This is a genomic window from Paenibacillus sp. OSY-SE, from assembly GCF_000283315.1.
In the GTDB taxonomy this organism is placed as follows: domain Bacteria; phylum Bacillota; class Bacilli; order Paenibacillales; family Paenibacillaceae; genus Paenibacillus_B; species Paenibacillus_B profundus.
In genome coordinates, this window is record NZ_ALKF01000159.1 from 13,145 (window position 1) to 26,377 (window position 13,233).

9 protein-coding genes are annotated in these 13,233 nt (G+C 49.3%); 1 reads left to right on the forward strand and 8 read right to left on the reverse strand.

Annotated elements, in window-relative coordinates; all coding sequences use genetic code 11:
- Positions 1-102 precede the first annotated feature (102 nt).
- Together A372_RS0106950 and A372_RS0106955 are read right to left on the reverse strand one after the other, a co-directional pair.
- Positions 103-2,748 (reverse strand): cation-translocating P-type ATPase, encoded by a 2,646-nt coding sequence (locus A372_RS0106950; RefSeq protein WP_019420108.1) that lies wholly within the window; start codon positions 2,746-2,748, stop codon positions 103-105.
- 27 nt (positions 2,749-2,775) lie between these two features.
- A complete protein-coding gene (locus tag A372_RS0106955; RefSeq protein ID WP_026010938.1) occupies positions 2,776-3,351 on the reverse strand; it encodes a TetR/AcrR family transcriptional regulator in 576 nt (191 codons plus the stop codon).
- Positions 3,352-3,738: 387 nt separating this feature from the next.
- Between A372_RS0106955 and A372_RS0106960 the strand changes: the two genes are divergently transcribed.
- A complete protein-coding gene (locus tag A372_RS0106960; protein WP_026010939.1) occupies positions 3,739-4,176 on the forward strand; it encodes a GNAT family N-acetyltransferase in 438 nt (145 codons plus the stop codon).
- A gap of 93 nt (positions 4,177-4,269) precedes the next feature.
- On the opposite strand, the gene A372_RS0106965 is transcribed toward A372_RS0106960, so the two are convergent.
- The 6 genes from A372_RS0106965 to A372_RS0106990 are packed head-to-tail and all read right to left on the reverse strand — an operon-like array spanning position 4,270 to position 13,225.
- Positions 4,270-6,282: a glycoside hydrolase family 2 protein gene (locus tag A372_RS0106965; protein WP_019420111.1), complete on the reverse strand. Its 2,013-nt coding sequence runs from the start codon at positions 6,280-6,282 to the stop codon at positions 4,270-4,272.
- A 29-nt stretch (positions 6,283-6,311) separates the two neighbouring features.
- The gene (locus A372_RS33450) at positions 6,312-7,109 is read right to left on the reverse strand and encodes a glycoside hydrolase family 16 protein (RefSeq protein ID WP_019420112.1); all 798 of its coding nucleotides are present in this window, start codon (positions 7,107-7,109) and stop codon (positions 6,312-6,314) included.
- Positions 7,110-7,134: 25 nt separating this feature from the next.
- Positions 7,135-8,070 (reverse strand): carbohydrate ABC transporter permease, encoded by a 936-nt coding sequence (locus A372_RS0106975; protein WP_019420113.1) that lies wholly within the window; start codon positions 8,068-8,070, stop codon positions 7,135-7,137.
- Positions 8,071-8,083: 13 nt separating this feature from the next.
- The gene (locus A372_RS0106980; RefSeq protein ID WP_019420114.1) at positions 8,084-8,944 is read right to left on the reverse strand and encodes a carbohydrate ABC transporter permease; all 861 of its coding nucleotides are present in this window, start codon (positions 8,942-8,944) and stop codon (positions 8,084-8,086) included.
- Positions 8,944-11,199 carry a DUF5696 domain-containing protein gene (locus A372_RS0106985; RefSeq protein WP_019420115.1) on the reverse strand — a complete coding sequence of 752 codons (2,256 nt, stop codon included), beginning with the start codon at positions 11,197-11,199 and terminating at the stop codon, positions 8,944-8,946. Before A372_RS0106985 ends, A372_RS0106980 begins: the two co-directional genes overlap by 1 nt.
- The gene (locus A372_RS0106990) at positions 11,186-13,225 is read right to left on the reverse strand and encodes a YIP1 family protein (protein ID WP_019420116.1); all 2,040 of its coding nucleotides are present in this window, start codon (positions 13,223-13,225) and stop codon (positions 11,186-11,188) included. The genes A372_RS0106985 and A372_RS0106990 overlap by 14 nt, the downstream gene beginning before the upstream one ends.
- Positions 13,226-13,233 lie beyond the last annotated feature (8 nt).

A 13,233-nucleotide genomic window follows, 5' to 3' on the forward strand; every position in this document is an offset into this window, starting at 1 on the left:
GTTAATATGATTATTCACATGGAATAACTGAGATTATGATCAGTATAACTTCAACATTTGTGACCCATCCGTTCTGTACTATTGAAATGGGTTAGATTGTTGTCATTGTGCTCTTAGTTGCGCACGCTTTCTTAGCTTTATAAGCTCGACAGCGATAAGCGGGAAGATGGACAGAACCGTAATCAGTGCCCAGTGCGTCAAGCTAAGCGGTACGAGATGGAAGATGTCCATCAACGCTGGGATAACCGCTACACCAAACACGATAGCTAGTGACAACATCGCACACCAGAACAATGGACGATTGGACATGAACCCGATTGTGAAGATCGACAAAGTGTTGCTTCGCACATTGAAAATATGAACGACAGAGGACCAGCCCAAGATGACAAATGCCATCGTCTGCCCTACTTCATATGACGGTCCAACTTGATCAGAGATTTGCACAAAGTTTCCTACATAGAAGCCAACTAACGTCAGGATCGTGTAAATCGTTGCTTGAAGGGCAATCTTCTTGCCTAAACCATTCGAGAATATGCCTGCATTCTTCGCTATTGGCTTCTGGCGCATTGTATCAGGCTCCATCTTCTCGCGGCTCAAGCAGAAGCCTGGGATACCATCAGCTACGACGTTAATCAAGAGCAATTGAATAGCGATTACCGGTGCTCCCCAACCTAGCATAATAGCAATTATCATGATCATGATCTCAGAGAAGTTACAGCTTAGCAAAAAGTAGATCGTCTTGCGAATATTTTCGTATACACGTCTTCCTTCACCAACGGCATCGACAATCGTGGCGAAGTTGTCATCGGTCAATACCATGTCCGAAGCGCTCTTCGCTACATCTGTACCGGTGATTCCCATTGCCGTCCCGACATCTGCAGCCTTCAAGGCAGGAGCGTCATTGACCCCGTCGCCTGTCATCGCTACCACAGCTTCATTAGCCTGCCAAGCTTGTACGATACGAATCTTATCTTCTGGAGATACACGACCGTATACTGCAATATCTTTAACCTTACGCGTGAGCTCCTCATCCGACATGCGCTCAAGCTCCGCACCGGATATCGCGAGGTCGCCCTCTTCCAGAATGCCAATCTCACGGGCAATGGCCGACGCCGTTGCCATATGGTCTCCTGTTATCATGACCGTCTTAATCCCTGCATCCTTAGCGGCTTGTACCGCAGCCTTACTCTCCGGACGCGGCGGATCAATCATCCCTACGAGACCAGCAAAGCGAAGACCCTGCTCCAACTCTTCTGCGTCCAGCTTCTCAGGCAGCTCATCATAGTGCTTGTATCCCAGCGCAAGCACTCGGAGGGCTTGCTCTGCGAATCGATCGTGAACTTGATTCGCCTGTGCTTGATATTGATTCGTGCATGCTGCATTTGGATCCAACGGAATACGGTCGAATGCGCCCTTGGTGATAGAGATGTAGCCATCTGCTGTACGGTGTACCGTCGTCATCAGCTTCCGTGAAGAATCAAATGGAAGCTCATGTACACGCGGATACTTCGCTTCAAGCTCTGATTTTGTCATCCCTTTATTCTGCATCAAACGAATAATCGCGGACTCGGTTGGATCACCGATAATCGTTTCTTCGCCATCCTTTACTTCAATGGATGCATTACTTGCAAGGCTGAATAACGTTACAAGCTCGATCTCTATGTCATTAAATACGGCAATGTCTTCCTTCGGCTCATGAGATACAGCCCAGATCTGTTTAATCGTCATCTGATTCTGTGTCAGTGTTCCCGTCTTATCTGAACAGATAACCGACGCGCTGCCAAGTGCCTCTACGGCTGGAATGCGGCGAATGATTGCATTTTTCTTCACCATATTCTGAATGCCAAATGCAAGGGTGATCGTTACGATAACAGGCAACGTCTCCGGCACGGCAGCTACCGCTAAGGATACAGCCGTCATCAACATTTCCATCATCGTCTCGCCATGCATGAGACCAATCGTGAAGACAATCGCACCGGATACAACAGCAACGACGCTTAGCTTCTTCCCAAGCTCCATAAGACGATTCTGAAGTGGAGTCTTGCTCTTCTTCGTATTGTTGAGAAGGGAAGCGATCTTACCCATCTCTGTCTCCATCCCGGTTGCTACGACAATCGCTCTGCCACGTCCATTGGTGACCAAGCAGCCAGAGAAGAGCATATTCACTCGATCTCCGAGAGGAGCGGATTCTTTCACCTCTGCATTTGCATTTTTCTCCGATGGAACGCTCTCACCCGTCAAGGCAGATTCCTCAACAAGCAAGTTGGAACTCTCTATAATACGGGCATCGGCTGGAGCCATATCTCCAGCTTCGACCACGATAATATCACCAGGTACGAGCTCTTTAGCATCGATTGGCTGCAATATTCCATCACGCACAACCTTTGCCACAGGAGTATTCATATTTTTAAGAGCATCTAAAGCCTTTTCCGCGCTAAGCTCCTGACGGATGCCAAGCACCGCATTCAATACAACGATGGCGATGATAACGATAGGCTCTGCATAGTCATGCCCCGCCGTCACCGCAAGATAAGTGGAAATGATGGCCGCTGCGATCAGGATTAACGTCGTAACCTCTGATAACTGATGCAGTAGCTTCGCCCATATGCTCTCTTTCTTCTCTTCTTCAAACTCATTATAGCCCTCTTTCTGAAGCATCTCCGATGCTTGCTTACTGCTTAGGCCTTTCTCTCTGTTCGTTTGAAGCGTCTTAAAGATGTCTTCCAGTTTCCTCTCCATCCAATTCATTGCATGCACCTCTCTTTTTTCGTTAATCTATCTTCCCCAAATTCGAATCAAAAATTCAACGAGCAATTCCTTTTTCATGTCCAGTCTAACCGGATGCCCAAAACATTCTGCTTTCACTTTTTCAAGAATAATGGTCAGCAGCACACTGTTCGCGATCATGGCGATGCCTCTGATTTCATCCTCTGTGATGGAATCGTCCGCCATGGTTGCAATCTCTTTTTCAAGCTCCTCGGTAATATATTCAAATATCGAGGGATACATAAATTCCAGCTCTTTGCTGCCCATTTCTTTAATGGTAATTAAAAAGAAATCTTTATGACTTTCATAAATGTCATTTATAAATTGAATCTTGGCCAGCAGCAGTTCACGAATGTTTTCGTGATCGGCATGGAAAAAGGTGTCGATCTTTGCTTTCATCATCATCATTTGTTGTTCCAGCGCTTCATGAATCAAATCATCTTTGCCTTTGAAATGCTTAAATATGGTCGCTTCATTAATGGCTGCTTGCTTGGCGATACACTTGGTTGTTGTGCCCTTGAATCCATGCACCGCCATATTTTCCAATGCAGCCGACATCATTTTTTCTCTGCTAGTCTGTTTCACGAATATCCTCCTCCCAATTCGTCAAGCAAGTACTTGCTTGCTTTTGAGTTTATGGGTCAATCAAGGATATGGCTATGATATACATCACAATATAAAACCATGCAAACATACTTTTTTAAGACCAATGGGAGTATTCTAAAAAACGTGTTCTTCACAATATTGAAAAGACAATATAACAATCCTTACATAAATCATAGATTTGCTATGTTACGCCAATTTGTCAAAACAAAAACCGCCAGGCTTCAGCCTCACAGATAATATCTGAAGTCGGATTCTGTTATACTAATAAGACTTTGGCTAGCAAGAAAGATTCAAGTCAGACATCTTTCATTTCCAGCACTCATTTTCCTCTATCATCCCAAAAACGAAAGGAGTGAAATCTGAATGATAGAAATCAAAAAACCAAACATGTTGGAAGTAGAACAAATTATGGCGCTTTCTCCGCAAGCCTTATTCGAGGGTACGCTGGGCAGAGCAAAACCGTCTCATGAAAAAATCAAAAAACTAGTAGATCCAATCTTGGAAAAGGGCGGTTATTACTTAATAGCGACTGAGGATGAACAGTTGAAGGGCTGGATTTTAATTGGAGCAAGCAAAGACCAATTCACCGATAGCGCGACTGGCTTTATCTATGAGTTATATGTGTTGCAGCCATACCGAGGTCAAGGAATTTCCAAGCGGTTAATGAAAAGTGCCATAGATGAGTTGAAGCTTGAAGGCTATCCTGAAGTTCGCCTAAGCGCCTTCGCAGGCAATCATGCCATACAACTCTATGAAAAAATGGGGTTTGCAATACGGAACATTACGATGAGCCTGCCCTTGTGACAGCTGGTTGCAAAGCGAAGCGTAAAATAGTCCCCTCCTAGTAATAGGACGGGGACTCAGACACTCTTCTTACTCTAGACACCGCAAACCTTCTTAAGGCTGCTTGATAAATCCGCCTTCAAATGCGGTCAATCGTTCATAATCTTGACGCAGCAGCTCCCCGACGGGCTTCATCGTCTTGCGGTCCATATGAAAAATACCGAACGTATCGATCCAATTGTTATGATTCACGTACCAATCATACATAATCCAGAAATCGATCCCTACCAGGAAGCCGTCCGCGTTCCATTCGGCCTCGCCGTCGGACGATATGACCGCCCGCTCCATCAAAGCCTGGAGTGTCTCCTTGTACGTCTTCACCTGCTCGGCCGCCATCGTATCCCGCTCAGAGGACCAATGACCGAATTCGGTATTCCATACCGGCTTGTTCGGCCACAGCTCCTGCACCTTCTGCAGGAAATCGCGCGTACCCTCATAATACGTGCTGCCGTGGAAAATGCCGAAGTACATCGTCCATCCCGCCACATCGAGCGGCTCCATCGAAGGGTCATGCGCGCCCGGCTGATCTGCGGCTGCGCTCTGCGTCGTCAGACGGCCATCGGCGTAATGCTCCCTCAAGTCCTGCACGACACGTATGTTATACTTGGTGCGCAGCTCCACCTCGACGGATTCATTTTGCGTGCTCCACATGAGAATCGAAGGGCGATTATATTGGGAGAAGATCATTTCTCTCCACATTTGATCGCACAGCCGCTTCTGCTCCTGCGCCTCGTAATGCTCGCGCTTGAATTGCCATAGCGGAATTTCACTGATGGTCGCCAGACCGAGCCGGTCCGTCAGCACCGACGTATACACATGGTTCGGATAATGTCCGGTTCTCACGAAATTAACGTGCATCGACTGCCGCATATGTGCGAGATCATCGCGGATTCGCTCCCATGTCGCGCTGCGCCCGGTATCTGGCCACTCCTCATGGCGCGCGATGCCAGCCAGAAACACGGGGCGACCGTTCAACAAGAGACAGGTTCCTTCTGTCGTCACGGTACGCAGACCGAATTGTGTAGCGAAGCGATCCGCTTCATCCGCGGTGTCCGCCATCGTAACGCTGAACTCCGCCACGTACAGCTCCGGCTTCCAAAAGGCCCATAGCCGCGGCTCGCGTATGCGCACTACCATCTCAACCGCTCGAGTCTCATATGGCGCCAACGTTGCCGTCCACGACAAATCGCCGTCCCAAGCCGCCTGACTGCCCTTAATATCCGCAGCGCGTGGTGAATTCAGGAACGCGGCACATTCCCCATCCGCATCGAAAATCTGCCCTGCAACTTGCGATTTCGCTGGAAGTGAGCCGCGATTTTCCAAGACGACAGTAAACTTAACACTTCCCTCTACATCCAGTGGAACTGCATCCACTCGCGCTATATGACAACAGGAAGATCCGCTTATATACAGATCATGAATGACACCGGTATAGTTAAAAAAGTCCGTTCCAGGCGTTGCAGGAATGATATCCACCCGGCTGCCCCATGGGGGATTATCAATCCGCAGCGCAATCGTATTTACCTCGCCTGCCTTCACATAGGAACTCAGCTCCAATGCGAATGGCGTAAATCCGCCCTCATGATAACCAACCCAATGTCCGTTCACCCATATATCCGCAATATAGCTGATCGACAACGCATGCAGCGTCACCGCTTTATTTGCCCATTCCGTTCCCAACACGAACGTGCGGCGGTACCACACTCCATCTTCATACGTTTCGCTAGAGTTCGCTTCCTCTTTCCCTTGTATATCGTTCTCTGGCAACGGCAGCTTGCGTGTATCCCAGTCCGCATCGTCGAACTCCACGCCGGTGCGGCCAGCGGCTTCTGCGCGCAAGCGTTCGAACCAGCGCTCGTCACGCGGCGACAGCGAAAAATCATGGTCGGCCGCAAAGCGCTCCTTTTTCCATATTCCCTTCAAATCGAGTGTCAAACGCTCCTGCGCATCAAATGACGGTACGGGAATGCCGCTCTGAAAAGGGACGCATATCCCGTCAACGGTACGCAATTCCATCGTCGTTTGAATCATGCTCGCCGCATCTGGCTGCGTCATAAGACGATTCATTGTCTACTCCTCCAATTGGTATAATGTAATCACGAACCGTTGTTTCCATCGTAGCGTCCGTCATCAGGCTGATAGACGCGAACATAATCGATCTCGAACGTCTGTGGAAACACCGTCGTGTCATCTGGATAGCCCGGCCAATTCCCGCCGACGGCCAAGTTTAGCTGTAAATAGAACGCACGGTCGAACGGCGCCGGGAAAGGCTCATTGTCAGCGTCCTCATTGTTGCGTGTAAACCATGTCGATGTCCGGTAGTACTCCTCGTCATCGACATACCATCTCATTTCCGTCGGAGTCCATTCGAGCGCAAACAGATGGAAATTGTCTGCAAACGCCGCCTCCAACTCCACATGTCCGCCCCTATAGATGTGCGGATTCCCCATATGCAACGTTCCGTACACTGTTCTCGGCTCGTGACCGAGATATTCCATAATGTCGATTTCACCGCAGCTCGGCCAGCCCCCGTACTTCTGCATATCCGTCGGCATCATCCATATGGCGGGCCACATTCCTTTCCCGCGCGGCAGCTTGGCGCGGATTTCGAATCTTCCATAGGTCCAATCCGCTTTGCCCTGCGTGACCAGCTTGGCGGACGTATACGGCTTGCCCCCATACTCCTGCTTCATTGCCTTAATTACGAGCTTGCCGTTATAGAGATACGCGTTGGCCGCATCACTCGTATAATATTGGTCCTCATTGTTGCCGAAGCCCCAGCCGCCGACTTGATGCTGCCACTTTGTCATGTCGATGTCTGCCCCTTCAAACTCGTCGTTCCACAAGAGCTTCCAACCTCGCTTCTCCTGCGGAACATTTGCTTCCTTCCCCATATATGTATCGCCCCCCATCAGCTACTCACTCGCCCGTAATTCCGGAGCGGTCAACGCCCTCCACAAACCAACGCTGCAGCACGAAGTATAGGATTAGCAGCGGAGCTATCGTCAGCATCGTACCGGCCAGGTTGATCGCTTCGTTCAGTTGGTTGCCCGGGCTGCCCGGCGGATACACCTTGTTGTAGCTGTCGGCGAATCGCTGCAGCTCCAGCGGCAAAATCGTCAACTCGTTGCCGAAATAAAGTCCGGCTAAATACGTTTCATTCCAGTACCAGACGAATGAGAACAAAAACACGATAATAATCGAAGGGACAGCCATCGGTATAGCGATGCGGTAAAAAATTTTCAAGCTGCCCGCCCCATCGATCTCCGCCGCTTCCTCCAACACTGCCGGTATGCGTTTAAAAAATTGATAAAAAATAAGAATGAATAAAGCGCTCTTCAAGCCCTGCCCGAGTATGGCCGGATAGATGAACGTTTCCAATGAACCGAGCAGCTCGTATTTCTTGAACAGCAGGTAGGTCGGCATCATCGTAATCTGCGTCGGGATGACGAAGGTTGCCAGCATCAATCCGAACAGCAGCTTCTTGAGCGGAAAGTCAAAGCGGGCAAAGCCGTATCCGATGATAGCAGCCGCTACGGTTTGCAGCAGCGCGGGCACCCCTGCGACCATAAGTGTCTGCAGCAGCGTTGTTTTGTAATCTAGCACCTTCAACGCCTTCGCATAGTTTTCGAAATACAGCGTCGAAGGGATCCATTTTACCATCGAGTTCACCAAATCATCCAAGCTCATGAAGCTGTTGACCAGCATAAACAGCATCGGATACAAGTATACGAAGCCGATTCCGATGAGAAGGAGATACACCACCGCCTTGAACACAAAGCCATCGTTTTCTCCCATGCCGAACAACCGCTTGCGGAATTTGTTCGCCGTGTTGATCGATCGATTTTTCCACATGGCGCTCCCCTCCTTATCGTTTCTTCATGCTGAGCAATCCGGTCCAGATCGCGAGCATGAGCATGATAATGATGAAATAGACCCACGCTACCGCAGTAGCGTAACCAAAGCCGGTAATCGTACTGAACATGTTATTTTTGATCAAGATGATGATCTCATTCAAAGCGAACGTCGATACGTAAACGATGGTATAGATGACGTTGACGATGACGAGCGGCATCAGATCAGGCAGCGTTACCTTCCAAAATATTTCCCATGAAGATGCGCCGTCAATGCGGGCAGCCTCATAGATGGATTGATCCACCTTTTGCAGACCAGCCAAAAAAATGAGAATTTGTACGCCGGAGAACCATAGCACCATAATGATCTGCTTGAACAAATACATAATGGGCTCGGCTATAACCGGATTCAGACTGTTCTCGATCATCGTGAACAGGCCATACTGCTCAATATTCGGAATGGAAGTGGCACCCTGGTTAAGCAGCTCGTTGATGACCGGTCCGCTCGTGATGATGACCGGCAGGAAAAAAATCGTCCGGAACAATCCGCGGAATTTAATTTTTTGATTGATAAGCAATGCGATAATCAAGGAAAACACGACGATAATCGGCACATTGAGCGCCATTTCCTGAAGATACTTGAGCACCTTCTCTACAAATGCCGGATCCGAGAAGAACGCATACTTATAGTTTTCAAAGCCGACATACGTCGTCTTGATCCCCGTTGGCGTAATCTTCACCCGATGAAAGCTGAGAAACATCGAGTGAAGCATAGGGTACATGGTGAATATGAGAAATCCAACGATCCATGGCGAGACGAACGTCAATCCGATAAGCGCCTTTCTGCGCTTGTTCGTCAGTCTAATCCGGGCCATCAGCGGTTCACCTCGATTACTTGGAAGCCGTTCGCCGGCACGGTAATGTCTTCCCCCTGGAAGTCACGGTTCGCATAATTGATGATAACGGCGATTCCATTGTCGTATGTTACTTGCACAACATCAGCAGCGAAACGTGCCCTGTTCTCGATTGCAGCGTAACGTATCGGCTGCAGCGCTTCATTCAGAATACGGTAGCCGTCTGCCATCGATTCGCGCCAATCTGCATACGCAGACGTATAGACATCGTTCGAATCCGTAAACTTGAGCTTGTAAGAAGACTCGTGCGTCAAGTAATAGGACGGATACGATGCCGTTTCGATCATGCGCAGCAGACTGGTCTGCGGATTGGCAAAGAAGTTGGTGTAAGGCGCATAATAATCCTTGTAGCCCTTCAGTACCATCTGCACAAATGGCACCACCTCGCTGACATAAATGTACTGCGAAGAGTCCATCGGAACTTCCAGCACTTGATCGGCATAAGGAAGCATGTAATCGTTCGGTGAATACATCAGCACCGAAGGCACCGTTTCCGCGAGCCCCTTCATGGCTGCCATATACGTGTCCGCCGTATTCCTGCGGGCCGACGGCTTGCCGTCTACCGATTCGGAGAACAGCACGGATCCGGTCGTGTCAACCGCTGCTCCCGACACGTTCAGATCGGCGTATTGCTTCTTATTTTGCTGCACGATGTCCCTTGTGCTATCCGCAGACAAGTAATACATCGTGTCGTACACTTTTTGGTAAGTCGGCAACGTGATAATGGACTTATCGATTTTCTTGGCTGCATCGGATTGGGCGGAAAATCGTGCAGAGCCTTCATAAGCGGCTGTAAAATCGCTATACAGATGAAGCTGTCCGCCTTGCTGCGATACCGCTGCCGCCAGCCGCGCAAAGTCATCCGCGGAGCCGAGCGCCGTCTCGTATTTTACGGGTGCCGGACTTGTGCCAGACAGCCCGCCTTCGTTCCAGCCTTTATACACAACGTTCACATTTCCAATCCCATTCTGCTTCATATCGGCGAGCATCGCTTCCAGCTGCGCGACGGTCGTCACCGGAATGAGACGCTGTGCGAACATCCCATTTTCCGTTTCAGCTCCCAGAACATCCACTTGCATCGGTATCGCCGCATCGCTGCCGGCTTCCATCTTCTTAAGCACGCCCCTGTCAGCCAAGTAGCTTTGATACGTTTTGGCCATGCCGACATAGCTTGCATCCTGACCGTTCAAGAACTTATATCGAATTTGCATATCTTCTGGATTGCGTTCTTTCTCGAAGACAACGATGCCCCCCAGCGTACGACTCGTCATTTGCAGATAAGACTCACGGGACAGAAACTGCGCCGTCGTCCAGTTATACGGTGTATTCACTCCGTTCGGATATGCCAAGATTTTGGCGTTATATTGGCCGTTCTCCACAATGCCAAACAGCCCATTGCCACCTTCCCCGTGCACGATGCCGAATACCGGATACTGAACGGCATGCGGCGGATTCGTATACATATCACGCTTTGAGGTCTCGATTCCTTCATTCATGCCGTAAATTCTGGCTTCATACGGGATTTTGAATTTCCCCTTGTTGTCCGCAAGACGAATCAACGCTCCGGAGCCGTCGGGAATGAACATATATCCGTCTATTTCACCGGCTTTGGTCGCCCCAAGAAACGGATAGATATACACAGACCCCAGCTTCACCTTCTCCCCTTCGACAATGCTGTGCTGGGGAATATGGACGACCAATTGGTCGTCTTCCAGCTTGACGTGAAGATCCAATCCAAGCTTGAGATCATTCAGACGGACGATGGCTTTAAACCCGTTCTCAATCGGCTCGAACACAACCGATTTATTGGTCTGGGATACCAAATCCGTCCGGGTCGAATTCGGCTTTTCCTGCTCGAAATAGTCGAGTGACAAGCCGGACGCCATGAAGTTTTTCCACGATTCGTTCGCTTCCGTATCCGTTATCTCGGAAGACCACGTATAGCCCGAACGTTTGTCCACCACTTGAATCGACAAGCTGGCTTCCTTGAGCCGCAGCTCAAGCCGGTCACTCTCCGCTACCTTGCGGTATTCGGATGACAGCGGCGCTCCAGGCTTGGCATGATCGGGAAAAGCCGCCTGCAGCTCGGCAGTCGAGCTGGCTCCCATGTCCTTATGTTCAGGCCCGTTATTCAAAAAGACAAAATAGAATACAATTGCGGCTATCAATACGATGCCAGCTGTTACGAGAGTCCTTATCCAGTTAGAGTTCCGCACGTACCATCAGCTCCCGTATGACAGAGTATACAAAGTCGAACACCTGATCCAACAGCACATAAACAATGAACAGCACTAGACTCAGAATCAGCATGCCGAACAGCGTAATCAATATATTGCGAATCGTTCCGCCAACTGTGTAATCATGAATTTCCTTTACCTTGATGAACATCAGCACCACGCACCATACGATGACAATATTACTGGAGAAGCTGTACAAAAATGCGTCATTAAATGTCAGCACATTAGAGACAACCACGATAATCGGGCTGAACACCAAGTATGGCGCCATTGCATAAATGGTCCCTTTGTACACTTCTGAAAACTTGCCTTCCCCTTCACTAATCGTACTGACCAAGTAATTGGAAATAATCCACAGCGCAAACGGCGCGAATACTTTGGCGATCTCCCTCATTAGAATGAGATTGGAAGGCTCCATATTGTTGAAAATGAACCCCGTATTATACAGTGCAAACACATATTCCACAAAAAAGAGCGCATACAAAAACGTTGCGGACCATAGCGATACCTTCTGCTCTTCCTTGATGCCATAGAATCCGTCGAACGGATTTTTGATGAACCGGAATAGGAATAGCACCTCGCGGATAAACGCGATAGACATCATGTTTCTTTTGATGCGAAGCACCGGATCGAAGACGCGCGTTTTACGCTGCACCCATCGCAGCAGCACTCGCAACAGGAGCCAGGCGAGCACCAGGTAAATGACAACAATCAGGTTGTTCTGCAGCCAGCGGTTGCGTATTTCCCAAAAGGCGTTCGAATACCCTTCCTTATCGTTCGCGATTACATATTCCTCAATCGATTCCGCATACAATTGCTGCTTGTAATAGGCGTCAGCCAAACCTTTGTGCGCCAAATCGAACAGGTTGTTTCTTCTCAGCACCTGGCTCCATGGCTCCCGGCTCTCGACGTAATGCCCTTCCTTATACAGCTCTAGTGCGTGATGGACCAGACCGGTGAATTCTGTCGGCTCGAAAATTTGAATGTTGTTGCGCTCTTTATCGAGCACATAAAGATGTTCTCGGGAATCGACGGCGATGCCCGCAGCGTTCAGGAACAAGCCGATACGTGATTTCCCGTCATCGGGAGCGCCGAACGAGAACAACAGATTGCCTTCTGTATCGAATTCAAAAATGATGCCCGTTTGGCTGAGCGTATAAATGTTGCCGCTCTTGGAAAGGTACACATCCGTGTAATACGGATCAAATGTCATATCCACAGGCAGCAGATTGAAGCCGGAAATGTTGAAGCGCTTGACGGACTTGCCCTCATCCCCTTGGGTAATCGTATAGATTAATCCCTTCTCATCAATCGCGATGTTGGTCGGAGAAGGCGGCACGTTTTTGAACAGCTTCGCCCGCTGCGCATCGGTGAAGAAGAACCGCTCCAACATAATGCGCAGGCTTGATTGCGATTCGTTGCTTCCGAAATAACCAAGGAAGTCGCCGTGCGAGCTCATCTGAACGACCCCGTTCGTCGTTCCCTCACTAATGATATATACGTTGCCGCGCTTATCGACCGCCACCTTCAACGGCTTGAACGGATTGTTCTTGCCGAACAGAGGAGATTCCGGACGCTCGTACGTGTGGTTCACACTTCCGTCCTCGCCAAACTTTACGACTTGGCCAAGCCCGCCATCGGCTGCATAGACAAAGCCTTGAGCATCGACAAACACACCGGTCGGGGACTGCAGGACATCCTCGCCGACCGTCCGGATCAAGCGGCCTGCTTCATCGGTCACGACGATGCGGTGGTTGTTCGTATCCGCGACATAAATCCGGTTGTGAGCGTCAATATAAAGGTCGGAAGGTCCGGAAAACTCCAATTCCCCCACCTTTTCAATCGATCCCGCAGGATAATAAGCGTCCTGGGTTCGAACAAACTGCCTGTTATGGTCTTCCGTATATGTCTTGTATGGCGCCTCAGCCGATACTGCGGATGAGGAGTCAAGCCATAGAAAGACGACGAGAACAAGCAGCATGATTTTGCCGTAAACGTTTCTCATGGTAGTCT

Bases quoted from the DNA above. Each gene is read 5' to 3' on its own strand.
- A372_RS0106965 (WP_019420111.1), bottom strand. From the start codon at position 6,282: ATGAATCGTCTTATGACGCAGCCAGATGCGGCGAGCATGATTCAAACG.
- A372_RS0106975 (WP_019420113.1), bottom strand. From the start codon at position 8,070: ATGTGGAAAAATCGATCGATCAACACGGCGAACAAATTCCGCAAGCGG.
- A372_RS33450 (WP_019420112.1), bottom strand. From the start codon at position 7,109: ATGGGGAAGGAAGCAAATGTTCCGCAGGAGAAGCGAGGTTGGAAGCTC.
- A372_RS0106990 (WP_019420116.1), bottom strand. From the start codon at position 13,225: ATGAGAAACGTTTACGGCAAAATCATGCTGCTTGTTCTCGTCGTCTTT.
- A372_RS0106980 (WP_019420114.1), bottom strand. From the start codon at position 8,944: ATGGCCCGGATTAGACTGACGAACAAGCGCAGAAAGGCGCTTATCGGA.
- A372_RS0106950 (WP_019420108.1), bottom strand. From the start codon at position 2,748: ATGAATTGGATGGAGAGGAAACTGGAAGACATCTTTAAGACGCTTCAA.